Origin of the sequence: Micromonospora tarensis (assembly GCF_016803395.1) — a bacterium.
Lineage (GTDB): Bacteria > Actinomycetota > Actinomycetes > Mycobacteriales > Micromonosporaceae > Micromonospora > Micromonospora tarensis.
On the sequence record NZ_JAEVHL010000015.1, the window covers coordinates 1 to 23,802 of the forward strand.

At 69.3% G+C, this 23,802-nt stretch carries 20 protein-coding genes; 8 read left to right on the plus strand and 12 right to left on the minus strand.

Features of this window, described 5'->3' with window-relative positions:
• Together JM949_RS05555 and JM949_RS05560 are read left to right on the plus strand one after the other, a co-directional pair.
• On the plus strand, window positions 1–1,099 hold a 1,099-nt coding region (locus JM949_RS05555; RefSeq protein ID WP_203147363.1), incomplete at its 5' end, for a non-reducing end alpha-L-arabinofuranosidase family hydrolase.
• An 83-nt stretch (window positions 1,100–1,182) separates the two neighbouring features.
• Window positions 1,183–2,565, plus strand: coding sequence for a poly(ethylene terephthalate) hydrolase family protein (locus JM949_RS05560; protein ID WP_203147364.1), 1,383 nt, complete (start codon window positions 1,183–1,185; stop codon window positions 2,563–2,565).
• Window positions 2,566–2,847: 282 nt separating this feature from the next.
• On the opposite strand, the gene JM949_RS05565 is transcribed toward JM949_RS05560, so the two are convergent.
• Complete coding sequence (locus JM949_RS05565) at window positions 2,848–3,597, minus strand: alpha/beta fold hydrolase (protein ID WP_203147365.1); 750 nt, start codon at window positions 3,595–3,597, stop codon at window positions 2,848–2,850.
• A gap of 548 nt (window positions 3,598–4,145) precedes the next feature.
• Between JM949_RS05565 and JM949_RS05570 the strand changes: the two genes are divergently transcribed.
• Window positions 4,146–4,568, plus strand: coding sequence for a VOC family protein (locus JM949_RS05570; RefSeq protein ID WP_203147366.1), 423 nt, complete (start codon window positions 4,146–4,148; stop codon window positions 4,566–4,568).
• Between the two features lie 86 nt (window positions 4,569–4,654).
• Here JM949_RS05570 and JM949_RS05575 read toward each other — a convergent pair whose 3' ends face one another.
• Entirely contained in the window at window positions 4,655–5,545 is an 891-nt protein-coding gene (locus JM949_RS05575) for a LysR family transcriptional regulator (RefSeq protein WP_238432643.1), read from the minus strand.
• 213 nt (window positions 5,546–5,758) lie between these two features.
• Here JM949_RS05575 and JM949_RS05580 point away from each other — a divergent pair, with 213 nt between their 5' ends.
• Entirely contained in the window at window positions 5,759–6,418 is a 660-nt protein-coding gene (locus JM949_RS05580; RefSeq protein ID WP_203147367.1) for an MSMEG_1061 family FMN-dependent PPOX-type flavoprotein, read from the plus strand.
• A gap of 25 nt (window positions 6,419–6,443) precedes the next feature.
• On the opposite strand, the gene JM949_RS05585 is transcribed toward JM949_RS05580, so the two are convergent.
• The 7 genes from JM949_RS05585 to pdxR all read right to left on the minus strand — a co-directional run bounded on the left by JM949_RS05585 (window position 6,444) and on the right by pdxR (window position 16,589).
• Window positions 6,444–7,682, minus strand: a complete 1,239-nt coding sequence (locus JM949_RS05585; RefSeq protein ID WP_203147368.1) for an ATP-grasp domain-containing protein — start codon at window positions 7,680–7,682, stop codon at window positions 6,444–6,446.
• Window positions 7,679–7,849, minus strand: a complete 171-nt coding sequence (locus tag JM949_RS05590; RefSeq protein ID WP_203147415.1) for a hypothetical protein — start codon at window positions 7,847–7,849, stop codon at window positions 7,679–7,681. The genes JM949_RS05585 and JM949_RS05590 overlap by 4 nt, the downstream gene beginning before the upstream one ends.
• A gap of 9 nt (window positions 7,850–7,858) precedes the next feature.
• Complete coding sequence (locus JM949_RS05595; RefSeq protein WP_203147369.1) at window positions 7,859–9,694, minus strand: carbamoyltransferase family protein; 1,836 nt, start codon at window positions 9,692–9,694, stop codon at window positions 7,859–7,861.
• Window positions 9,687–11,882, minus strand: a complete 2,196-nt coding sequence (locus tag JM949_RS05600) for an iron-containing redox enzyme family protein (protein ID WP_203147370.1) — start codon at window positions 11,880–11,882, stop codon at window positions 9,687–9,689. The genes JM949_RS05595 and JM949_RS05600 overlap by 8 nt, the downstream gene beginning before the upstream one ends.
• A gap of 108 nt (window positions 11,883–11,990) precedes the next feature.
• The gene (locus JM949_RS05605; protein WP_203147371.1) at window positions 11,991–12,974 is read right to left on the minus strand and encodes an Inducer of phenazine A; all 984 of its coding nucleotides are present in this window, start codon (window positions 12,972–12,974) and stop codon (window positions 11,991–11,993) included.
• Window positions 12,975–13,016: 42 nt separating this feature from the next.
• Window positions 13,017–14,255 carry an MFS transporter gene (locus JM949_RS05610; RefSeq protein ID WP_203147372.1) on the minus strand — a complete coding sequence of 413 codons (1,239 nt, stop codon included), beginning with the start codon at window positions 14,253–14,255 and terminating at the stop codon, window positions 13,017–13,019.
• Between the two features lie 903 nt (window positions 14,256–15,158).
• Window positions 15,159–16,589, minus strand: coding sequence for a MocR-like pyridoxine biosynthesis transcription factor PdxR (pdxR, locus tag JM949_RS05615; protein WP_203147373.1), 1,431 nt, complete (start codon window positions 16,587–16,589; stop codon window positions 15,159–15,161).
• Between the two features lie 47 nt (window positions 16,590–16,636).
• Between pdxR and JM949_RS05620 the strand changes: the two genes are divergently transcribed.
• From JM949_RS05620 to JM949_RS05630, 3 genes are all read left to right on the plus strand, one after another.
• Entirely contained in the window at window positions 16,637–17,977 is a 1,341-nt protein-coding gene (locus tag JM949_RS05620; RefSeq protein WP_203147374.1) for an FAD-binding oxidoreductase, read from the plus strand.
• 557 nt (window positions 17,978–18,534) lie between these two features.
• Complete coding sequence (locus JM949_RS05625; protein WP_203147375.1) at window positions 18,535–19,062, plus strand: hypothetical protein; 528 nt, start codon at window positions 18,535–18,537, stop codon at window positions 19,060–19,062.
• Window positions 19,063–19,142: 80 nt separating this feature from the next.
• Window positions 19,143–19,841: a hypothetical protein gene (locus tag JM949_RS05630; protein ID WP_203147376.1), complete on the plus strand. Its 699-nt coding sequence runs from the start codon at window positions 19,143–19,145 to the stop codon at window positions 19,839–19,841.
• Between the two features lie 14 nt (window positions 19,842–19,855).
• Here JM949_RS05630 and JM949_RS05635 read toward each other — a convergent pair whose 3' ends face one another.
• The 3 genes from JM949_RS05635 to JM949_RS05645 form a co-directional block, all read right to left on the minus strand.
• Window positions 19,856–20,689 carry an alpha/beta fold hydrolase gene (locus tag JM949_RS05635; protein ID WP_203147377.1) on the minus strand — a complete coding sequence of 278 codons (834 nt, stop codon included), beginning with the start codon at window positions 20,687–20,689 and terminating at the stop codon, window positions 19,856–19,858.
• A 19-nt stretch (window positions 20,690–20,708) separates the two neighbouring features.
• A complete protein-coding gene (locus JM949_RS05640) occupies window positions 20,709–21,278 on the minus strand; it encodes a DJ-1/PfpI family protein (RefSeq protein WP_203147378.1) in 570 nt (189 codons plus the stop codon).
• A gap of 88 nt (window positions 21,279–21,366) precedes the next feature.
• A complete protein-coding gene (locus JM949_RS05645; protein ID WP_309232019.1) occupies window positions 21,367–22,020 on the minus strand; it encodes a GntR family transcriptional regulator in 654 nt (217 codons plus the stop codon).
• 415 nt (window positions 22,021–22,435) lie between these two features.
• Here JM949_RS05645 and JM949_RS05650 point away from each other — a divergent pair, with 415 nt between their 5' ends.
• Complete coding sequence (locus JM949_RS05650; protein WP_238432645.1) at window positions 22,436–23,800, plus strand: extracellular solute-binding protein; 1,365 nt, start codon at window positions 22,436–22,438, stop codon at window positions 23,798–23,800.
• The last annotated feature ends 2 nt before the right edge of the window (window positions 23,801–23,802 follow it).

Genomic DNA, 23,802 nt, shown 5'->3' on the forward strand with positions numbered 1-23,802 from the left:
CAACTCCAACGGCACCATCAGCAACGTCCAGTCCGGACGATGCCTCGACGCCTGGAGCACCGCCAACGGCGCCCAGATCCAGCTCTACGACTGCCACGGCCAAACCAACCAGCAATTCCGGCTCAACTCCGTCGGCGGTGGCACCCCGACGCCGACGCCGACGCCCACGACTCCGCCGCCGACCGGTGGCACGTGTGACCTGCCCTCCTCGTACCGCTGGTCCTCGACCGGCGCGCTGGCGCAGCCGAGATCGGGTTGGGTCTCGCTGAAGGACTTCACCGTCGCGCCGTACAACGGCCAGCAGCTCGTCTACGCCACCACGCACGACACCGGCACCACGTGGGGCTCGATGAACTTCGGTCTCTTCAGCAACTACTCGCAGATGGGCTCGGCCAGTCAGAACGCGATGAACTCCGCGACTGTCGCGCCGTCGCTGTTCTACTTCGCGCCGCGCAACATCTGGGTGCTGGCCTACCAGTGGGGCGGCCCGGCGTTCTCGTACCGGACCTCCAGCGACCCGACCAACCCGAACGGATGGTCGTCGGCGCAGACGTTGTTCACCGGAAGCATCTCCAACTCCAGCACCGGCCCGATCGACCAGGCGATCATCGGCGACGACCAGAACATGTACCTGTTCTTCGCCGGTGACAACGGCCGGATCTACCGGGCCAGCATGCCGATCGGGAACTTCCCGGGCAGCTTCGGCTCGAACTACACGACGATCATGACCGACTCGACGAACAACCTCTTCGAGGCCGTCCAGGTCTACAAGCTCCAGGGCCTGAACAAGTACCTCATGATCGTCGAGGCGATCGGCTCGAACGGTCGCTACTTCCGGTCGTTCACGGCCACCAGCCTGGGTGGCACGTGGACGCCACAGGCCACGTCCGAGAGCAACCCGTTCGCCGGCAAGGCCAACAGCGGTGCCAGCTGGACCAACGACATCAGCCACGGTGAGCTGCTGCGGACCAACGCCGATCAGACGATGACCGTGGACGCCTGCAACCTGCAACTGCTCTACCAGGGGCGTTCTCCCAGCTCCGGCGGTGACTACGGCCTGCTGCCGTACCGGCCGGGTCTGCTGACGCTGCAACGCTGACGTCCGGACATCCCCGGGGCGGGCGGGCTCGCACAGATCGAGCCGCCCGCCCCTCGCTCCCCCACCACCAGGAGGTACCGACAGTGCGAGAAGACACGTACCGCCCCCCGCCCGCCGGGAACACCACTGCCGACCGGCCGTCCCCCCGTCCCCGCGGGCGGTTGCTCAAACTCGTCGCCGCCGGGATCGCCGCCGCCGTCGGGCTCTTCTCCGTGACCGTGGCGACCGGGTCGGCGTCGGCCGCCGACAACCCGTACCAGCGCGGCCCCGACCCCACCCGGACCAGCGTCACCGCCGTCAACGGCCCCTTCGCCAACACGTCGGTGAGCGTCCCGACCGGGTACGGCTTCAACGGTGGCCGGATCTACTACCCGACCGACACCAGCCAGGGCACCTTCGGGGCCATCGCCATCTCGCCGGGCTACACCGCGTTGTTCTCCGCCGAGCTGGCCTGGATGGGGCCGTGGCTGGCCTCGCACGGCTTCGTCGTGATCGGCATCGAGACCAACAGCCGCAACGACTTCGACACGGCCCGCGGCACCCAGTTGCTCGCCGCGCTGGACTACCTCACCCAGCAGAGCCCGGTACGCGACCGGGTCGACCCCACCCGGCTGGCCGTCGCCGGTCACTCCATGGGCGGCGGTGGAGCGCTGAGCGCGGCCATCCGGCGTCCGTCGCTGAAGGCAGTGGTCGGCATCGCGCCGTACTCGCCGTCGTCGAACCTGGCCAACGACCGGGTGCCGACGATGATCTTCGCTGGGCAGGCGGACACCGTGGTCACCCCGTCCTACGCCACCGGCCTGTACAACAGCCTCCCGACCACGACGGAGAGCGTCTACGTGGAGGTCGCCGGCGCGGACCACGGGTTCATGGTCGGCCGGTCGAACCCGGTGATGGTCCGGACGATGCTGCCGTTCGTCAAGATGTTCGTCGACAACGACACCAGGTACAGCCAGTTCCTGTGTCCGCTGCTGGACAACAGCGGCGTGGTCACCTACCGCAGCACCTGCCCGCTGCTGCCGTCGACGCCGACCACCCCGCCCACCGACCCGCCCACTGATCCGCCCACCACCCCGCCCGGCTCGGCCAGCGAGATCGTCGGCACCCAGTCCGGCCGGTGCGTCGACGTACCCAACGCCGCCACCACCAACGGCACCCGGGTCCAGCTCTACGACTGCAACAGACAAACCAACCAGACCTGGACCTACACCTCGGGCAAACAACTACAGGTGTACGGCAACATGTGCCTGGACGCGGCCGGCACCGGCAACGGCGCGGCGGTACAGATCTACAACTGCCACAGCCAAACCAACCAACAGTGGAACCTCAACTCCAACGGCACCATCAGCAACGTCCAGTCCGGACGATGCCTCGACGCCTGGAGCACCGCCAACGGCGCCCAGATCCAGCTCTACGACTGCCACGGACAAACCAACCAACAATTCCGGCTCACGCCCCGCGCTTGATGATCATGACTGATTCACCGAACGCGTCGTTCGAGAGCGTGCGGACCGACAGGGCTGGGCACGAGATCCGACCCAGCTGGAACAGGCCGGATTGACAACGGCGGGCAGGCTCGGCGCGACAGCGGAGCCTGCCCGCTCGTCGGATCGATCAACGCGACTCCGGTCGCCGCCCCGACGTCGGTCCTCAGCGCCCGGTCGGTGGGCGGTGGGCCCGTCCGGCCCGTCCGGGCCGGACACTGCGGCGCGAGAGCAGGTTCTACGCCTGCCCGGGCGACAGAACGCCTAGCCGGTGGTGGCGCGGGCGGCGGTGTCGATGAGGTCGGCGACAGGGCCGGGTTGAGAGACCGCCACGGCGTGGGACGCGTCGATCTCGACCGTGGTGGACCCGGCCCGTTGGGCCATGAAGCGCTGCAGCTCCGGCGGAATGCCCCGGTCCTGCGTGGTGACCAGGGTCCACGACGGGATGGTTTTCCAGGCGACCTTGGTCACCGCCCCGGTCTGGGCGCTCTCCGCGGCCGGCCGTTGGGTGACCGCCATCAGTTCGGCGACGTCGGGGGCGACGTCAGCGGCGAACACAGCCGGGTACTTGTCCTGCTGGATGTACTGGTCCATGGCCGTGCCGCCGTCGGCGAGAGGGAACGGAACCATCTTGATGGAGGTGCCGAGTTGGCTTCCGGGATGCTCCATGATCAGGCCGACCACACTCTCGCCGACCTCCGGGCTGATGCTGGCGACGTACACCAGAGCCTTCACGTTGGCGGCACCATCCGCGGCCTCCGTCATCACTGCGCCGCCGTACGAGTGAGCGGCCATCACGACCGGACCAGCCACGGTGTCCACAACAGAGCGAACGTAGGCGGCGTCCTGCTGCACACCGCGCAGCGGGTTGGCCACGGCCATCACCGGGTAGCCTCGCCGCTTGAGGTGAGCGATCACCCCATGCCAGCTTGACGAGTCGGCGAACGCCCCGTGCACGAGCACGATAGTGGGTAGCCCTGCCCCCTGGCCGGACGTGTCAGGAGCAGTGTTCATTCGGCATCCCCTTCCGCAAAATCCTGTCGGGTGCTGGACGTGGAGGCACAGACCGGACGCGGCGAGAACGTTCGATGGGCGTCTCGCTGCCGGTCACACCGGGACTGGGATTCCGGTACAGCACCAATATCCGGCACGAACGAGACTTCTGTCAGCGAGATTGAAGAAGCCGGGCGAATCCCCACAACCGATCGGCGGCCCGCTACCCCGCAACCACCGGCGAGGACGGTCCGTTCGGCCGGCGGGGCGCTCGAACCAATGTGCGCACCTTGCTGAGCGGACGGGTCCGGCCTGCTCCGCCGGGGCCCACCGGCATGATCCACTCGACGAGCCGCGCCACAACCCCGTCGGGTGCTCTGTCAGAGCCGCCCACCGCACGATCGATTATCAACTACGGCTTGACGGCTCGGGTGCGAAATCGTCGTTGATCCGGGACCGGTGGGTGCCGGACGCTTGTGGCATCAGGCGCGGAGGTCGCCAGCCGGTCTCGGGCCACGCTCTGAGCAGAGCGGGGCCGTGCCCGTCGAAGGAACAGGATGAGGGCAGGTATGGAGTTTTCGATGATGGGGATGGCGATCGCCGCGGGCAGCCCGACGGCGAGCGCGGCGTGGTTCACCGAACATCTCGGGTTCAAGGTCGGGGTCGACCTCGGCTGGTACGTGAACACCCAGCACGCCGATCATCCAACGGTCAGCCTGGACTTCGTGCAGCGCGACCACGAATCGTGGCCGCAGGCGACCCGGGGCAAGGCGGTGGTCGGCACGATGCTGGCGTTCCTGGTCGCCGACGTTGACGCCGAGTTCGAACGGCTGCGCTCCGCTGGGTTGGAGGTGGTCCTGCCGCTCGTGACCGAGCCGTGGGGACAGCGCCGATTCCAGGTCGCCGGCCCCGACGGGCTACTGGTGGAGGTGCTGCAGATGGTGGCGCCGGACCCGCAGTGGCTCGCCGACAACGGCCTGGCCGACGGTTGACGGTGTGCCGATCGGGAGCTGCGGCATTCGGCGGGACAACCGCTCCGGCTGAACCGCGACCCGGCCAACGTTGACGGTCAGCGCGACTAGCGGGACAGCGGGGACAGCTCGTCGACGACCCGTGCCATCGACCGGATGATCTCGGTCTCCGTCTCGGTGCGCCAGATCAGGGCGTAATCCAGGCGGGGCAGGTCGGTGATGGGCAACCACCGCACGTCCGGCATGGCCCAGTGGTCGGTCACGTGGACGGGGAAGACCTGGACCGTTTCGCCGAGGGCGACGAAATGGATGAGTTCGTCGCTGTTACCGACGGTTGCGCCACGTTTGATCGCATGGCCGCGTGGGCTCTGAAACGGCAGGTACGCGTCTTCCCAGTAGTCCGGCAGGCGTTGCCCCGTTCCGTTCGGGAAGTCGGCGAGCATCTCCAGCGACACGGATGGCCGTCGGGCCAGTTCGTGGTCGGTCGACACCGCCAGGATCCGCCGGTCGCCGAAGAGGATCGGCCCCACCGTCAGGTCCGGTTCGTTCACGGGCAGCCAGGCGACGAGGATGTCATGTTCCGCCGCACGTAGCGCGGCGAACGGATCGACGAACGGGGCCCGGCGGATCTGCAACGACCACTGCGGGTGCCGCTGGCGGAACGTGTCCCAGAACGGGCGCAGGTCGTACGTGTTGAAAGGGATTATGCCCACGCGGAGCGTGCCGGTGATGCCCTGCGCGACCCGCCGGGCCCGTTTGACACTCGCCAGCAGGTCGGCGTGGACGGGCCGCAGGTCGTCGCGCAGCTGTTCGCCAAGCGGCGTGAGCCGGACGACACGGGTGGAGCGGTCGAACAGCAGGCCACCGATGCGGCGTTCCTGCTGCTTGATGGTCTGGCTGACCCGCGCTGTGGTGACGTGCAGTCGCTGCGCTGTCCGACCGAAGTGCAGCTCTTCGGCGAGCACCAGAATGGTCTCGATGTCGCGCAGTTCCACCATGTTCCCGTTCGCGAGATGCCTGCCCCTGCCACTCGGCCCTATCCACTCGTCGACTCGCGGCTCGCCGGCCGTCCGACCAGCTCAGCGCCAGTTGGCCGGCAGGCGTGCGCAGGGTCGGTCCGCCCACGGACGGATCAGGGAGATCAGGATGACCGGTGTCGCGAGCAGGACGTGGGCAGGGATGCGGGTGGGCGGTCGATTAGGGTCGGCAGCATGACGCCTGCCCCTGCCGCCAGTGCTTTCGACGAGCTGCGCCTGGACGCGGTTTCCGACCAGGAGGAGCTACGCCGGGCCTACGAACTTCCCAGCGACGCGGCAGTGCGCAAGCAGATGACCGAACTCACCGAGCAGACCCGGCGGCTGATCGGCTGCTCGTCGCTGGTCCTGGTCGCCACAGTGGATGCCAGCGGCAACTGTGACGTCTCCCCGCGCGGCGGCCCCGCGGGGTTCGTCGCCGTTCTGGACGCACGGACTGTGGCGATACCGGACGCCACCGGCAACAAACGTCTGGACAGCCTGCAGAACGTCGTCGGCACCGGCCGGGCCGGGTTGCTCTTCGTCATCCCGGGGCGCACCACGACGCTCAGGGTGAACGGCCGCGCCTGCGTCTCCACTCGCCCCGACCTGCTGTCCCAGCTGACCGCCGTGGGTAAGCCGCCGGCCAGTGCGCTGGTGCTGGGCATCGAGGAGGTCTACCCGCACTGCCCGAAGGCGCTGCTGCGCAGCGGTGCCTGGGACCCGGAGCAGTGGCTGCCGGCGGACGCCCAGCCGACCTCGGCCGAGGTGACGCTTGCCCAACTGCGGATGCCCGAGCTGACCATCGCCGACATCGAGCAGGCCGAGGCGGACTCGCTGAAGTACCGGTACGAGTGACAGCACAGCCGTGCGGTAGCCGGGGTCAGGGTTCGTAGGTCAGCGCCAGTTGGGCCACGGCCGCGTCGGCGGCCACCGCCGCCTGGTGGGCCGAGTCGGCACTGGTGATCACATAGCCCAGGCGCTCGTGGCTGTTCCGCGGGTGGGTGGTCCGCTGGCCGGGGACCGCCTTGATCCGGGACGCGACCACCTCCGGGAAGCGGGCCAGGACGGCGGTGTCCGGCAGCGCGGCGACCGTACCGCTCCGCCCGGCCAGGAACCGGATCGCGGCACCGCCCTGGCTGGTGGGTGCCAGCTCGGGACGGTTGCCGGTCGCGGCGACGATGGTCTGGTCGAGCAGGCTGACGCCGGTGGCGTGGCGCACCAGATCGGGGACGAAGTCGCCGCCGGCCCGGGCGTTCACCTCGATCAGGACCGGTCCCCGATCGGTCAGCTTGACCTCGGTGTGCGCCGGGCCGAAGTCGAACCCGATGGCGTTCAGCGCCGCCAACGCCACGTCGACCGCCGCCTCGCGCACCTGCTTCGGTAGGCCGGACGGGAACGTGTGACCCAGCTCGATGAAGTACGGCACCGGGCCGAGCAGCTTGTCCGTCACCCCCAGAACCACAGTGCGCCCGTCGGCGGTGAACGTCTCCACGCTGACCTCATGCCCGAACAGGCACTCCTCGACCAGCCCGCCCGGCACCCGCGGTTGCCCCTTGGAGTTGGTCCGGGAGGCGACGAGTTCGGTCATCCGGGTGTGCGCCTGCTCCCGGCTGTGGCACAGCGTCACACCGATGCTGGCCGACTCGTCCACCGGCTTGATCACGCAGGGTACGCCGATCTCGTCGAGCACCTCGTCCAGCAGGGCGGCGGAGTCGACAAATCGGAAGCCGGGCACCGGCACCCCCGCCTCGCGGCAGACCACACGGCACCGGCCCTTGTCCCGGGCGATGTCGGCGGCGGCCGGATCCAGCCCGGGCAGACCCAGGCGACGAGCGGTCGCCGCGGTCACCGGCACGAAGTACTCCATCACCGTCATCACGCCGCCCACCGTGCCGGGCAGCGCGCGCAGCGCCTTCGCCATCACGTCGGGATTCTGCGTGTCGCACTCGACGATCTCGTCGGCGAGGTCACTGATGGTCCGGGCCGCGTCCGGGTCGGTGTTGTACTTGGCCAGGTCCGAGGTGAGGAACGCGATCCGCAGGCCGCGCTCGTGGGCCAGGCGCAGCGCCTGCATGCCGGTACCGGTCATGTTGCTCTCGACGAACGCGAGGAACGTCATCGGGTCACGCTCCCGGTCACCGCGGCGCGCCCGACCGGGGTGTAGTGCCAGTAGCTGTCCTGCTCGGGGCGGACGGCCCGGTCCAGCGGATCCCGTACGAGACGGGCCACGAACCCAGCCGGCACCACGACCAGTAGGTACACCACGGCGAGCAAAAAGTTCCGCATCAGACTCCTTCAGTCCAGGGGGATCTCGGTACGCCAGTTGTCGTCGGCGGTCCACGGCGGCTGCTCGGCCTTGTCGAGAAGGAAGCTACCGATCACCAGGTAGTCGACGTTGGTCCGCATGAAGCAGGTGTACGCCTCGGCGGGGGTGTTGACGATCGGCTCGCCGCGCACGTTGAAGGAGGTGTTGACCAGCACCGGGCAGCCGGTGTGCTCCTTGAACGCGCCGAGCAACGCGTGGAACGCGGGGTTCACGTCCGGTCCGACGGTCTGCACCCGCGCCGAGTGGTCGACGTGGGTGACAGCGGGAATCGTGGAGCGCCGCACCTTCAGCAGATCCAGCCCGGTACGCTCGCCGCCCGACCGCACCTCCAGCCGATGCTGGTCGGCCACCCCGGCGACCAGCAGCATGTACGGGCTCTCCTGGTTGATCTCGAAGTAGTCCTTGGCGTGCTCGGCCAGCACCGCGGGCGCGAACGGCCGGAACGACTCCCGAAACTTGATCTTCAGATTCATCGTGGACTGCATGTCCGGGTTTCGCGGGTCGCCGAGGATCGACCGGGCACCGAGCGCACGCGGCCCGAACTCCATCCGGCCCTGGTGCCAGCCGACGATAGCCCCGTCGGCCAGCTTCTCCGCGACGGTACGGCTGAGCTCGTCCCGTTCCATCCGCCGGTACGGGATGGCGTGCCCGTCCAGGTAGGCGCCGATCTCCGCATCGCTGTACGCCGGGCCGAGCAGCGACCCGGCCATCGCGTCCCGGCCGGTGGCGAGGTGCTCGCGCCGCGCCCCGCGCTCCGCCGTGACCGCCAGCGCCGCACCCAGCGCGCCTCCGGCGTCCCCGGCGGCCGGCTGGATCCAGATCTCGTCGAAGACCCCCGCCTCGGCGAGCTTGCCGTTGCCGACGCAGTTCAGCGCGACCCCGCCGGCCAGGCAGAGCCGCCGCTCCCCGGTGAGCTCGCGAGCCGTGGCGGCCAGCCGCAGCATGACCTCCTCGGTGACCTGCTGTACCGAGGCGGCCAGGTCGAACTCGCGCTCGGTCAACGCCCCCTCGGGCGAGCGCCGCGGGCCGTCGAAGAGCCGCTCGAAGCCACGGCCGGTCATCACCTGGCCACGGTGGTACTCGAAGTAGCGCATGTCGAGCTTGAACGTGCCGTCCGGCTTGAGGTCGATCAGCTTCTCTCGGATCCGGTCGGCGAAGCGGGGTCGCCCGTACGGCGCCAGGCCCATCAGCTTGTACTCCCCGGAGTCCACCTTGAATCCGCAGAAGTAGGTGAACGCCGAGTAGAGCAGCCCGAGCGAATGCGGGAAGCGCAGCTCGGCGAGCTGGTCCAGCCTGTCGCCGCGGCCGTGCCACAGCGTGGTCGTGGCCCACTCGCCGACCCCGTCGATGCAGAGCACCGCGGCCGACTCGTACGGGCTGGGGAAGAAGGCTGACGCCGCGTGGGACTCGTGGTGTTTGCGTACCGAGATCGGCGGCACCGTGCCGAGGCCCAGCGCCGCGAGCTCGCGCTCCACCTGGCGCGGGGTGCGCAGCTTCCAGCTCAGCCACGGCGGCAGAGTGGCCTGGAAGGACTGCCGGCCACGCGGCACGGCACCGAGATAGGTGGCCAGGACCCGGCGGAACTTCAGGCTGGCGTCCTCGTAGTACGCCACCGCCGTCACGTCGTCGAGGGTGACCCCCGCCGCGCGGAGGCAGTACTGCACCGCGCGGGCCGGAAAGGACCGGTCGTGGCGCCGGCGGGTGAACCGTTCCTCCTGCGCGGCGGCGATCGGTCGGCCGCCGTCGACAAGCGCGGCAGCGCTGTCGTGATAGTAGGCAGAGATCCCGAGGACGAGGTCAGTCATCGTGTGCGCCTTCCCGGCTCTGGCTGCGGCGGCTGGTGCGTCTGGCCCGCCCGGCGGCCCAGCGGGCCATCAGGCCGTTGGGCGGGTTGAGGGATCGGAAGCCGCGGCGGATCCGCGGCCACGCGGCATCGCGCAGGGCCGGTTCGCCGGACGTCGAGCCGGCGGCCATGAACGTGTTGATGGCGTCGGCCGCCCACGCGGAGTGGCCGGTGGCGACGTTGTCGATGGTGTTGTGCAGGTCGACGAAGCGGGTGTCGAAGCCGTACTTCTTCAGCGCGAGCCGGGCCCGCCGGTAGCTGCCGCCGACGCCGGAGAGCTCCATCGCGAGGTTCAGCCCGAGGATCTCCGGCAGGAACGTGCGCGGGAAGCGCCCGATGCTGAGCCAGTACACCGGCAGCTCGAACGAACGCTCCGCGAAGCCGGGCCAGCGCGCGAACTCCAGCGTGCCGGTCGGCGGCAGGTCATGGCCCATGCCGGCGATCAGCTGCCGGTAGATCAGCGGGTGGTTGAGCCGTGGCTCGCCGTTGCCCAGCTCGTCCCAGTACGTCTCGAACAGGGAGAAGCCGATCGGCGAGGAGGCGAGTTCGTAGTCGGTGAACCCCTGCAGCCAGGCCCCGTCGATCATGGTGAGCGGCGCGAGCTGCACGGACGACTCGATCAGCTCCTCCCGGGTGGGCAGGGCGTCGGCACCGCTCCGCTCGAATCCGGCCGCGTGCCGCTCGTGCTGTGCGGCCAGCCACGGCCGCAGCCCTTCGGCGGGCCATCGCTGCGGCAGCATCACCTCCGCTTCCGCCATCCGATGACCGGCGCGGCCGAGCCAGCCGTGCACGTACTCGACGGCATAGCGCCGCAACTCCGGGGTGATCGTCCGGCGTTGCAGCAGCGCGTAGGCGGTACGGAGGTCGGGTTTGCCGGTCGTTGAGCTGGCGGAGCGGTAGACCCGCCAACGCGGCGCCGGTGGCTCCCCGGCCGCGCGGTGTGAGTCGGTGTCGGTGGCCGCTGACGCGTCGGCCTCCGTGCCGGCCGCGATCTCGGCGCCGTCCAGACTGGCCACCCAGCGCCGGACCACCACCACGTCCTCGGGGGCGAAGACGCGGAACATCGCGCCCCGCTCCCCGATCAGGCCGGTGATCAGCGGGCTGCGGTCGGGGCTGCCGGGCCGGATGAGCTTGCTGCGGGACAGCGCCCTCAGCAGCGGCCACGGGTCGGTCTGCGCCTCGGTCATCCACTGCGAGAGCGGCCGGCCCTCAAGCGGGAACGACTGGTGGTACACCGCCCCCTCGCGGGCCCGCACGCGCACCAGCTCGGCCATCTCCTCGGCCGGATCCAGGGACCGGAGCAGCTCCGAACGCACCTGCGCGTGCCACACCCGGACCGCGGCGAACGCCCAGCGGAAGCCGAGCGCGACCCGGTCCCTGTCGCACCGACCGGCGGCGGCAGCCGACAGCTCGGTGGCGGTCACCGACTCCGGGCCGTGCGCCGAACCCAGGTCCAGCGCCTGCCAGTAGGGCAGCGGGAGGGCGGCCCGGGCACTGGCGAGCGGCGGCGGCAGCCCAACCGCCCGCAGGCAGCGGTCCGCGCCGAGGATCTCCGGGCGCAGCTCCTCCGGGCGTCGGCTCATCAGCAGCAGCAGCGCCGGCAGGTAGAAGGCTCGGTCGGCGATGCGCTGGTCGAGCGCGATCCCGGCGACCGGGCTCGCGTTGTCGGCGAGCCGGAGGTCCCGCAGCAGCGCGAGGAACGCGTGGCCCCGTGAGTCGCGGGCGTGTCCGGCGCCGACATCCCCGGCGTACAGCCGCAGGCACACCAGGGCGAGGTCGTCGTCCGCCTCGGCCATGCTGGTCAGCCACTGTAGCCAGGCGCCGGCCACCAGGCCCAGCGGCGCGCAGCCGAGCACCGCGCGGCGCAGCAGCACGTCCCGGCCGTCGTCGTCGGGTTCGGCGTCGTCCCACAGTCGCCGGTAGCGTTCGGCCTCCCGGTCCGACCAGGTCCGCACCTCCCGGGCGGCGGTCTCGAGATCGAAATCGTCCACCACCGGCCCGGCCACGCGGTGCAGTTCGGTGTGGATGTCGGCGACGGCCTGCGGGGCCACCTCGCACTCCGGGTCGGTCATGTCGGCGTACAGGGTGCGCAGCCAGGCCGGTGCCGGCCCGTGCCGGGGCGCCGCGCTGGTCAGCGTGGGCACAGCCATTGGGTCACCTCAGAACATCGGGTAGATGGTGGAGTCCTGGCCGCGTTTCTGGCGACGCCGGAACACCCGCTGGAAGAGAGCGCTGAGCCACTTCATGGTCTTGTCCCCCTAGAGATTGGCGTCGAGCAGTCGCGCGACGACGTCGTGTCCGTGGTCGGTGAAGTGGATGCGATCGACGAACAGCCACTCGTCGGCGGCGGTGGCGTCGGCCAGCAGCGGGCTCAGATCGAACATCTGAACTCCGAGCTTCTGGCATCCCTGGGCGAGCTCGTCGGCGTACCTGCGGCCCACGTCCATCCGGGAGATGTCCCCGTACGCCTTGCCGAAGTTCGCGAGTTGGTCGAGCTCGCCGAAGATCAGCTCCTCCTCGGGGGCCGGTTTCTCCCGGACCCACGGGGCCAACGGCTGGAGCACGTACGTGAGCTTCGCGCCCAGGCCCGCGGCGAGCAGCCGCCAGGTGTCCAGGTGGCGGACCGTCCGTTCGACGGCGTCGGCGATCTGCGTGTCGAGGTCCGGCACCGCCAGGTCGGCCGCGCTGCGGTCGGTGACCCGGTTGGCCTCACGCCGAGACGCGCCCGCCTCCCGCCGCTGACGAATCTTCAGCTGGTCGATCTGCTCGTAGTACTCGTGGCAGTTGAAGAAGGCGCCGTCATCACCCTGCATCCAGCGCGGCAGCCGGGCCAGCCCGAGGTCGTTGAAGCCGGAGAGCAACACGATCCGGTCGATCCGCGGCAGCAGGTGCCGGTACAGGGTGAACAGCAGCAGTTCCTGCGTCGAATTGTGGCTGCGGCCCCCGAAGTTGAGCCAGGGACGGTCGGCGCCCTGCAGGTGCCAGAGGCGGGAGGCCAGGGTGGCCCCGTCATTCGACGCGCCGATGCCGAAGACGGTGGAGCTACCGGCGATCACGTTGACCGGGCCGTCCGGGACGTTGCCGCCGGCCGACGCCCTGGCGCCCGGCCCCTCGGCGATCCGGAAGCCCAGCCGGTCGGTGTTGACCACCGAGGACCGGTGGTCGGTCGGATGGAAGTACATGAGGTACGGCATCCAGCGGATCTCGGCGCGGTCGTCGAACCTCTCGGCGTACTTGAGCATCTGTGGCGTCAGAGTGGCGCGATGTGAGGTCATGACGTCCTTTCAGCCGGGTGACAGACTGGGTTCGGGATGGGTGACCGGAATCCGGGTGCGCAGCGACCACCGCACGACCGGCGGGACGAGCAGCCCGGCGCCGGCCAGCAGAGCGCCGACCACGTACCAGCCGGGGCGGCCCCACTCGATGCAGAGGCTGACCAGCAGGACCGGTCCGAACGACTCGGCCAGTCCCATGCCGATGCCGAAGACACCTAGGTACTGACCCACCGCGTGCTTCGGCGCGAGTTCGTTGGACAACTCGAAGCCGCCGGCCGCCTGCCAGAGCTCGCCGACGGTGTGCACCACGATGCCGGTGAGCAGCAGCGTGGCCGCGGCCCAGCCGGGCGCGCCCGCGGCGGACGAGATCAGCGCGCAGGCCAGCAGGAACATCAACCCGGCGCGGCGCATGGTGCGGCCGGCCCGCTGCGGGGTGTCGACGTTACGACTGGCCCGTACCTGGAAGAGCACGATGATCGCGGTGTTGAGGACGACGGCGGCCGAGACGAGCCAGCGGGGCGCACCGGTGGCCACCACGATCCACAGCGGAATCGCGACGGTGAGGATGCGGTACTGGATGGACAGCACCCCGTCGAGCACCGCCAGCGACAGGTAGGGCAGGTCGCGCACCGCGGTCCAGCGCTGGCCCGGGTGCTGCGCGCCGGCCGGGGGCACGTGCGGCAGGGCGACCGCGGTCAGCGCGGCGACCAGCAGGATCAGGGCGTTCGCGACGATCAACCAGCGGTACCCGCCGACCGTGTCGCGCTGCGCCGCCCAACCGGCCAGGGCCGCGCCCAGGGCGATGCCGACGTTGGTGGTGGCCCGGACGTACGCGCGCAGTGGTTGTGGTTTGGCGCCGGCGATCTGGTTGATCACCGGCCCGCGGACCACCATGCCGGCGGCCTGCGCGGCGATCGCCACCGTCACCGGCACCAGGAACGACCAGAAGTCGCGAGCGAACAGCAGGGTGAAGGTGGCGGCGGCGCCGATCCCGAGCGCGCCGACGTAGCACTCGCGGGCGCCGCGCCGGTCGGCCAGGTGTCCGGCGGCCACCCCGGCCAGCAGCGCGATGAGGCCGGCGATGCTGAGGCCGGCACCGACCTGGACCGCCGGGAGGTGCACGGCGCGGGTGAAGAACAGGACGCCGGCGGTGAGGAAGATGCCCTTTCCGATCGTGGCGGCGAGCGTGACCAGCGCGAGCACGCGCCGGTCACGGTCAGGCGGGATGACCCCGGACAATGCGCGCAAGGACCATCCTCCAAGCCGACTGAGGTTCCGGAACCGAATAGCGGAAAAGGGAGCCTCGTCGCTCCGAGGAAGACGGAAAGCCACGCCCTCCGGAAAGACCAGTTCGACGCCGCATCGAAACTAGCGCATGGTTCTTCGCCATCTGGCCCCGTTCTCGGGGAGTGAGACGAATGGCCGGCAACATCTGGTGGGCGTTTGTCAATCGCCAACCTGTGGGACACCTCAGCGTTTCGCGGCATTCAAGGTGCGGAGCCGGACAAGTGCGGAACAGCGGACCTGAAAACCCATTAAAAATTTCACATCAGGGTTGATGCGTTTGAATTTCCATGCAAGACTCCGGCCCCGCCCTCGGTGCCGTCGCCGCCTGTCATGCTTCCGACACCGAGACCCGGGCAGTGCAGGCACCGCATCTCGACGTCGACCCAGCGCGACCCTAATCGTGACGCGTCCACCAAGGACATCCGCCCTCCCTGGTCACGCGCCGCTCGGTCACACGTTCCGCGCTCCGCCATTCTGGCCGGGACACTTCGGCAACTTCCCCTGCGCACCTCATGGATGATGATGGGCTCGAAAGGCACATCTCCTCAATTAACGGCGACGGCAGAATGTCGCTGGCGAAGAGAGCAACGTCACCTGACGCAATGTTGACTACCGTGACCGGGTGGCATGTTGTCTCACTCAAGCCAACCGACCATCCTCCGAAAGTGCACAATGCGGGGCCGCTGAACGCCACCACTCCGAGCAGTCCTGGCGAACCTCGCCACCGGTTCTGCCTGCCAGGACGAAATGTCGCCGGCCGGTCCACGCAACCACACCCGGCGGCCGTGGTGGGACCGCGCTGCGCACGGACGGTGCTCGCCCGCAGCTGCGGGTCGACGTCGCTCCGGTGAGCGGCTTCGGCCTTCAGGCCTTCCGGCTGCGCTGCGCACGGACCTCCGCAACCGCGTCGGCAAGGGCAGCCACTCCGTCGGTGATGGAGCGTTCCGTGAGGGCGGCGTAGCCGAAGATCAGCCCGCCGGGTCCGGCGGGGCTCAGTCGGTACCGGGAGACGCCCTGCACGCTCAGTCCGCGCCGGGCGGCGGCAGCCACGACCGGAGCCTCGTCGAGGTCGTGCGGGAGCCAGGTAACGACGTGTTGGCCGGCCGCGACACCGACTGGTTCCAGGTCGGGCAGCCGGGTGCGCAGTGCGGCCAGGAGGGTGTCCCGGCGGCGGCGGTAGATCGGGCGCATGCGCCGCAGGTGCCGGTCGAACTCGCCGCGGTTGAGGAAGTCGGCGAAGGTCAGTTGGTCGATGACGGGAGAGCCGCGGTCGGCCAGCACCTTGGCCGCCGTGATCTCGTCGACCAGGTGTGACGGCGCGAGCAGCCAGCCGAGCCGCAGCCCTGGCGCCAGGGTCTTGCTCGCCGTGCCGCAGTAGACGACGGTCTCCGGCGCCAGCCCCTGCATGGCGCCGATCGGCGAGCGGTCGTAGCGGTACTCCGCGTCGTAGTCGTCCTCGATTACCACGGCGCCTCGACGCTGGGCCCAGTCGATCACCCGGGCCCGCGCGGAGGCCGACAGGACACCGCCGGTCGGCCACTGGTGCGAGGGCGTCAGCACGACGGCGTCCGCATCGGTCTGTTCCAGTGCCTCGACGAGAATGCCATCGGGCCCGACCGGGATGCCGATCACGTCCAGGCCGGCGGCGGCCGCGACGGGGCGGGCGTCGTCGTCCGGGGACGGATCCTCGACGGCCAGCCGGCGGGCGCCGCGCGCCGCGAGTACCTGGATCAGCAGTGCGACGCCCTGGCCGTAGCCATTGCAGATCACCACGTTCTCCGGGCGGGCCGAGGTGCCACGGACGCGGTTGAGGTAGTCGGCCAGGGCTGCGTGCAGTTCGGGCACGCCACGCCCGTCGAGGTAGGCGAAGTGTTCGTTCGGCGCGGTGGTGAGGATTGTGCGTACCGAACGCAGCCAGGCGGCCCGGGGGAACGACGACACGTCGGTGCGGCCGTACCCGAAGTCGATCGTGGCCGCCGGCCGGTCCCCGACGCGGCGCTGCACCGGCGTCGGAACCAACTCGACCGCAACCTGGGTGTAGCCGCCCGCCCGACTGGTGAGGTAGCCCTCGGCGACGAGTTGCTGGTAAGCCTCGACCACGACGCCGCGCGACACCCCAAGATCGGCTGCGATGGTGCGGGTGGGTGGCAGGGACGTCCCGAGACGCAACCGGCCGGCCCGGATGCCGCCCCGGATCGAGGCGGCGATCTGTCGGTGCAGCGGTTCGGCCGCCGACCGGTCGACAGCAATGAGCAGGTCCGTCGCCGTACTCGAATTGGTCCTGGTGCGGCCCATGCAATAGGACCTTAACGGGGGTACCGATCTCCGGCAGGCTCAGCCGTATGACGACAGCGACCAACCTCCGCCTCCTCACCCCGGACGACCCGGACTACGACGCCGCGCGCACCGTCTGGAACGCCATGATCGACCGTCGCCCGCGGATGATCGCGCGGCCCGCGAGCGTCACCGACGTGGTGACCGCGGTGCGCCTGGCCCGGGAACTCGACCTGGAGATCGGGGTGCGCTGCGGCGGGCACAACGTGGCTGGCCTCGCTGTTCCGGCGAACGGCCTGATGATCGACCTGACCGCGTTGAACGCCGTCCGGGTGGACCCGGTCCGGCGGCGCGCCCGGGTCCAGGGCGGCGCGCTGCTGGGCGCGCTCGACGGGGCGTCGCAGCCATACGGTCTCGCCACGACCGCGGGTAACGTCTCGCACACCGGGGTCGGCGGCCTGACCCTCGGTGGCGGCATGGGTTGGCTCGCCCGCCAACACGGCTTGGCCTGCGACAACGTCGTCTCCTACACGATGGTCACGGCCGACGGGCGGGTGGTGACCGCGAGCCGAACCGAGCACCCCGACCTCTACTGGGGTCTGCGCGGCGGTGGCGGCAACTTCGGCATCGTCACCGACTTCGACTTCCAACTGCACCACACCGGAACGCAGACCCTGGTCGCCGAGTTCGATTTCCGCGCCGAGGACGCCGTACCGGTGCTCGAAGGCTGGCGGGACCTCAACGCCGTCGCGCCACGGCAGGCGACCTTCACCGCCGACGTGCACAGCACGCCCAGCGGCCCGATCGCCACCGTCGGCTTCGTCTGGGTCGGCGACCCCGCACCAGCTCGCCGGTTGCTGCCGGCGATGCGCGCACTCGGGCGTCCGGTCGCCGAACGGGTCACCACTCCGTCATACCTCGAACTCCAGCAACGCGACGACACCACCGGCGGCCACGCCTACCGTCGGTACTCCAGCGCGCACTACCTGCAACAGTTCCCCACCGCAGCGATCGAGGCATTCCTGCTGCGCGGCGCGAGAGACCTATCCGCCGGCAGCCACCTGCCCGGCGTCGGCCTGCAGGCCCACGGTGGGGCGATCGCCGACGTCGCGGACGCCGACGCCGCGTTCAGTCACCGTGGCACCATGTTCGAGTACGGTGCCGGCTCCCGCTGGACCGAGCCGTCCGAGGACGACGAGCGGATGGCAGCGGCTCGCAGTGCCGGAGCCGCGCTCGACCCGTACGCCCACGGCGTCTACGTCAACTCGCTCGCCGCCGACGAGGGGCAACGCGGGGTGAGCCGGGCGTACCCGGCCGCCAAGCTCGCCCGGCTGGCCGCGCTCAAGACCGTCTGGGATCCGCAGAACGCCTTCCACCTCAACCACAACATCCGGCCGCACCGCCGGTAGCGCGGTCGGCGCCCCGGGCTCTCTTGTGTTATCGCCACCCATTGTGCTCGCCGAAGAAACGTCGGAGGTGGATCGCGCAGTCCTTTCCGGACAGGGCATGAGACTGGGCGGCGATGACTTGCCGCGCCCACGGACGAGACCACACGGCACCGCAGGCCAGAACGGACCCTGCCGAAGCACTGGGTTGGAAATCCTGACGGAGCTTCACCGCTGCCCCGCTGCCCCACCCCGATCGTCCAGACCATCCTCGCTTTGAGGTTTGCCGAGGACGCACGCCACCAGCGATGAAACGACGCAGTTATTCGCGAGAATCCTTCCATCCATTCTCGCCAATGTCAAGGGGTGGCACGAAACCATGGCGACGCGCAAGGATGTTTATCAACCAATTGCTTGGCCTAAGGAGCTGTTTCGTGGGACAGGGAAGTCGGAGATTCAACGCGGTTCCGTCACGCACTCTCGCCGCAGCTGTCGCCGTCACCGCCGTCGCGGTGTCTCTGCAATCCGCGGCGTCTGGCGCCCCAAAAGCCGCCTCGCCGCCGGAAACCACCGTGGCCTTCTTGAGTCATGACGAGTATGCCGCCAGGTTCGGCAGCGACGCAATCGCCACTGGAGCCCCGGCTTCTTCCGATGATGGAGCGTTGCGCGCCGCCCCTGAGGAGCGGACGGCCGACAGTAGTGGTGGTGCGGCGCCCCAGCGTGACCCCGTGGGCGGGACTCCTTGGCACCAGGCGCTCTGGGCTCAGACAGACGGGCGAGGAACATATGTTCCTACTCGATTCGGCGATGCTAACCTCGGCTATTCGCACTACGCCTCCCGGCACAACCTGACGACCATGGCGCCCTTCCGGGTAATTCCCAACACCACGAGGCCTATTGTCGATCAGGGCTCCCACATCGAATACCAGGCACTGTTGACGGACCTGTCGAATGGGTCGATCAAGATTAGGGTCCGTATCGTCACCCAAGCGGCCAGCAGGACCGATGACGGTAGGTACGTGACCCCTGATGGCCGCAATGTCGGCACGATCACCGCCTACTGCGAAGGCGTGACCAAGTGCCCTAGCTGGGTGAACCAGATCTCCTGAGTCGCTTCCGGTAGCCTGAGCCACGGACCCGCGGCAACAGTACCGGGTAGCTGAGCCGGCGGGACAGGAACGGAGGAGCGGTGAGCTCGGTGGACGCCACCTTTGGACGGCTGCTTCGACATGCCGCGCCATTGGTGATGGCTCCACCGGGCTCACTGCCGAATGGCGGGCCACAACTCCGCGGCCTGGTTCGAGTCGGAGACGAGAAGGCTCGGGTGTTCTATTGTCCCGACACCACGATGACTCACGGGACAGGCTTTGAGTTCGAACTACTGGCCGGCGACGGCGAACTCGATGTGGATGCCGCTGTCGAGTGGATGAGAGTGGCTGCGTCGTCCCTCGATTCCTGGCAGTCCGCACCCGATGTGCCGACGTTCCGTGACAGCCACGGCAACCTCATCGTATCGGCCCTGGACGCTGGATTTGACTCGACGCGCGGCCTGGCGTGGTACGACCAGAACCTGTTCGGCATGCTCAGCATATTCATCCATGGTGGCGGATTCCCCTGGTTCGAGGATGTTTACTCGTGCGCCGGTTTCATGCTTGTCGGCGACGGGCGGTGCCGCGTCTATATCAGGTTGACCGCCTCGGGCGAGATGTACGGGCTCGACCTGCCCCTCGTGGAATCGCGGGGCGGCATACGCCCCGGAAGCGGGGGAACCTTTCCGCAAGAGGTAGCCTCGGTCATCCGCACGAACACGCTGGTGGCTCAACCAAGGGTTGAGGCGAACGACGACTACGCTCCGGTCGTTTTCGACATGACGAGATGGATCGGCTGACCGGACGGATCCGGTCAGATAATTGAACCATCGCCGCGGCGTCGGCGGAGGAAGCCCGACAGCAGTTGCCTGAACTCGTGCGGGTGCTCGATCGCCGGCACGTGCCCGCATCGGCCGAACACGTGCAGACGGACGTCGGCCAGGTGTGCGAGCAGGGGCAAAGCCGCCGTCTCGAGCGGGGTGATCCGGTCCTCGGCACCGTGCACGAGCAGCACAGGCGCACGGATCGCGCCCAGCGTCTGCGCCGAGAGGGTGAGGTCGTCGACCCACCGCGCCCTAGGTGGGGGGAACAGCGACGCGAACGCGTCCGCCCCCGCTCGCATCGCGGCCGCCCGGGCGTCGACGGCCGCATCGGTCACGAGCGCCTGGTCGAGAAAGAGGCGACTGAGCATGTCCCGTGCGCCGAGCGGGCCGGCGGGGGCGGCCCAGATCGCGTCGAGGTCGGCGGAGAGCGGTGCCCCGGGGGCGCCCATCGTCGCGACCGCCACGACGTGGGTCACCTGCTGGGGGCGCGCGGCCGCCAACGCCAACGCCACGGCGCCGCCCATGGAGTGACCCACCACGGCGTAGGACGCGATACCGAGGGCGTCCATCAGGCCTGCGGCCTGCTCCGTCCAGAGCCGCAGCCCACCCCGGGAGCCCGCCGGGAGAGGTGTACGCCCGAACCCCGCCTGGTCAGGAGCCAGCAGGTGCCAGGACGTGCCCAGCGCCTGCGCCGTCGATGCCCAGGCTCCGGACCCGGTCGTGCCGGGTCCGGAGCCGTGCAGCATCAGCACCGCGGGCCCGGCGCCGCTCTCCAGGACGTGGACGGAGGAGCCGTCGACGGTGACGGTCCGAAGTGCCGTCACCGGGGCAGGCCAGGTGCGCTCATGCCGACGCGGGGTTGACGGACTTGGAGAAGACCTCCATCATCGCCCTGCCGAACTGCGGCATGTCGGGCCAGCCCCGGCAGGAGACGAGGTTGCCGTCCACGACGTCGGGAGCGTCGATGACCGTCGCGCCCGCGTTCTCCATGTCACCGGTGATGGGCGGGAAGCATGCCGTCTTGCGGCCCTTCAGCAGCCCGTACACCGCTGGTACCTGCGCGCCGTGGCACACCAGCGCGATCGGGAGGTTGCGCGCGAAGAAGTGCTCGGTGATGCGCCTGACGTCGGCGTCGGTCCGGATCCACTCGGGGGCACGTCCACCGGGGATGATCAGGGCGTCGTAGCGCTCGACGTCGACGTCGGCCCAGGGCACGTCGACCGGCAGCTTCCGGCCGTCCTTCTCCACGTAGGCGTCGGAGTTGGGGTCGAACTCGTGGATGACCAGTTGCACGTCACGCATCGTCCGTGACGAGACGTCGACGTCCCAGCCGCCCTCCTGCACGCGATAGTAGGGATACATGGTGTCGAGCTCCTCGGCGGCGTCACCGGTCAGGAGCAGCGCTCTGGGCACCTGCTTCTCCTCGCGTCTGGGGGCGGCTGGGATGGATCCAATCCGATCCGATCGGATTGCGCTAGCATTCCTCGGCCCAGCCCGCCCGTCAAGCCTCTACCGCCATTCCATTCGCGTCCCCCGCCTCGTCGAACAATCGTCGGAAACGCTCGCCGGACCGCAGGATGTGTCGACGCATCGCGTAGGCGGCCGCGTCGGGGTCACGCGCGGCGATCGCGGCCACCACCTCCTCGTGCTCGGCCATCGCCAGGTGCGTGACCTGGGTGTCATGGTGCAGCCGGAAGAGGTGCACGTGGCTGTGCAGGCGAGCGAGCGTCTCGCGGATGACCTGGTTCTCCGCGCTCACCGCGACGAGATCGTGGAAGGCGGCGTCGCGCAGCCCGAAGGCGCCGTAGGCGGTGGGCGCGTCGCCCCCCTCCAGCTCCGCCATCTCCGCCAACATCCGGCGCAAACCGGCCACCTGCGCGGATGAGGCGCGTTCGGCGGATCTGCGGGCCGCCGCCGGCTCGAGGAGCAGGCGGACCTCGAGCATGTCCTCGAATCGGTGCCGGGTGATCTGGGGCGGGATGCGATAGCCGGCATGCGGCACCCGGACGACCAGGCCCTCGGCCTCCATGCGGTTCAGCGCGTCTCGGATCGGCGTCTGCGACACCCCCAGCTCTCGCGCCAGGACGTCGATCGTGACGCGGGAGCCAGGTTCGATCCGTAGCGACATCAGCTGTCCGAGCAGCGTGTCGTACACCTCGTCGGCAAGCCGGCCGCCAGCTCGTGCCGGCGGCGTTCCGCCCGGCACGGCCCTACGGCCCCGCGCGATCGTCGCTTCGTCGTCCATCGTGACGTGAGGTCCTTTCTTGCGTCCCCGGGAACCTGTTGACATCAGTCACAACGCTGCGACATGCTGACGCCCCCACCGGATCGTATAGGAAAAGTGACGGAAGCCCGCCATTTTGCACCATCGCGGAACCGCCCACCATCGCTGTACCTCGATCCCCGCGCCAGCCCGGCAACACGCCTGAACAACCCAGCAACCGCTCGGCGAAGCACATAGCGAGGCCCTAGAAGTCCCCACCCGGAAAGCAGGCGAGAATATGCGGTATCCGAAGCGAACAGGACGAACATCCGTTCCCGGTCGAAAGGTACACCTGGCGGCGGCGGCCATGCTGCTGCTGGTCACGACCGTGGCGGCTTGCGGCGATGGCAAGGACGACGGCGCGAAGGCGAGCGCCCCCAAGGCACCGGCGACCATCCCGGAGCTCACCAAGGACCCGCTGACCCTCAGCTTCATCTGGTTCGACTGGCCCCCCGCCCAGGCACTGGAAACCTTCGCGAACGCGGAGTACAAGAAGGAGCGGCCGAACGCGACCATCAAGGTCAACACCGTGCCGAACGCGAACTGGCACGACGCGATGTTCACCCAGTTCGCCGCGCGCAAGACCGACTTCGACATCGCGATCCTGGACTCGCAACACATCGGCGAGGCCGTGACCAACGGCAACATCCTCGACCTCACCGACTTCGTCAAGAACAACATCGAGGTCACGGCCTACAACCCGTACCTGCTGGCGGCGTACGGCCAGTTCCCGCAGGCGGAGACCGGCAAGCGCGACGAGAACGCCAGCCTGTACGGCCTGCCGCTGCTCGGCGACACCTGGACGATGATCTACCGCAAGGACCTGATCGGCGACAAGCCACCGCAGACCTGGGACCAGATGATCTCAGCCGCCGAGAAGTGCCAGGCGGACAACCCCGGCGTCAGCGGGCTGGCTTTCCACCAGGCCAACGGCTCCGACGCCGCGGCCGTCACCTACAACACTGTCAACGGCGTTTACGGCGGCAACCTCTGGGACGCCAAGAACCGCAAGATCGACGGCGTCCTCAACGACGCCGCGGGCCAGGAGGCGATGGACGTCCTGGTCAACAAGATGAAGCCGCTGACCGCCAAGGGCTCCGGCAACTGGTTCATCGACGAGGTGAACGCGGCGGTCGCCCAGGGCAAGGCCTGCATCGCGTTCAACTGGATCGCCGCGAGCGGCGGCCTGCTCGATCCGAAGCAGTCGACGCTCGGCACCACGCGGGAGCAGATTCTCGACAAGCTGGGTTTCGCCACGCTGCCGAGCCAGAAGACGAACCTGGTCCCGCTCGGCGGTATGGGGATGCACGTGTCGGCCTACTCCGCCGCGGCGAACCAGGCGGAGGCCCTGAACTTCATGAAGTGGTTCGAGCGGGCTGACGTCCAGAAGAAGTGGGCCGCGGCCGGTGGCGTGCCATCGCGTACGGACGCGCTGCAGTCGCCCGAGTTCCTCAACGCCGGGCCGTTCAACAAGGTGTACGCCGACTCGGTGCCGCGGATGCGGGACATGTGGAACGTGCCCGAGTACGCGCGCCTCGTCGACATCGAGAACACCAACGTGAACGCGGCCCTCAACGGCGCGAAGAAGCCGAAGGACGCGCTCGACGACATTGCCAAGGAGCAGCAGAGCGTGCTCGACTCCAGCAACCGCAAGGGTGGCGGCGGACTGTGAAA

Excerpts from the sequence above, each read along its gene's own strand:
- JM949_RS05595 (WP_203147369.1), bottom strand. The coding sequence starts at position 9,694 with ATGACTGACCTCGTCCTCGGGATCTCTGCCTACTATCACGACAGCGCT.
- JM949_RS05570 (WP_203147366.1), top strand. The coding sequence starts at position 4,146 with ATGGAGTTTTCGATGATGGGGATGGCGATCGCCGCGGGCAGCCCGACG.
- JM949_RS05600 (WP_203147370.1), bottom strand. The coding sequence starts at position 11,882 with ATGGCTGTGCCCACGCTGACCAGCGCGGCGCCCCGGCACGGGCCGGCA.
- JM949_RS05620 (WP_203147374.1), top strand. The coding sequence starts at position 16,637 with ATGACGACAGCGACCAACCTCCGCCTCCTCACCCCGGACGACCCGGAC.
- JM949_RS05585 (WP_203147368.1), bottom strand. The coding sequence starts at position 7,682 with ATGACGTTCCTCGCGTTCGTCGAGAGCAACATGACCGGTACCGGCATG.
- pdxR (WP_203147373.1), bottom strand. The coding sequence starts at position 16,589 with ATGGGCCGCACCAGGACCAATTCGAGTACGGCGACGGACCTGCTCATT.
- JM949_RS05565 (WP_203147365.1), bottom strand. The coding sequence starts at position 3,597 with ATGAACACTGCTCCTGACACGTCCGGCCAGGGGGCAGGGCTACCCACT.
- JM949_RS05605 (WP_203147371.1), bottom strand. The coding sequence starts at position 12,974 with ATGCTCAAGTACGCCGAGAGGTTCGACGACCGCGCCGAGATCCGCTGG.
- JM949_RS05575 (WP_238432643.1), bottom strand. The coding sequence starts at position 5,545 with ATGGTGGAACTGCGCGACATCGAGACCATTCTGGTGCTCGCCGAAGAG.
- JM949_RS05650 (WP_238432645.1), top strand. The coding sequence starts at position 22,436 with ATGCTGCTGCTGGTCACGACCGTGGCGGCTTGCGGCGATGGCAAGGAC.
- JM949_RS05590 (WP_203147415.1), bottom strand. The coding sequence starts at position 7,849 with ATGCGGAACTTTTTGCTCGCCGTGGTGTACCTACTGGTCGTGGTGCCG.
- JM949_RS05580 (WP_203147367.1), top strand. The coding sequence starts at position 5,759 with ATGACGCCTGCCCCTGCCGCCAGTGCTTTCGACGAGCTGCGCCTGGAC.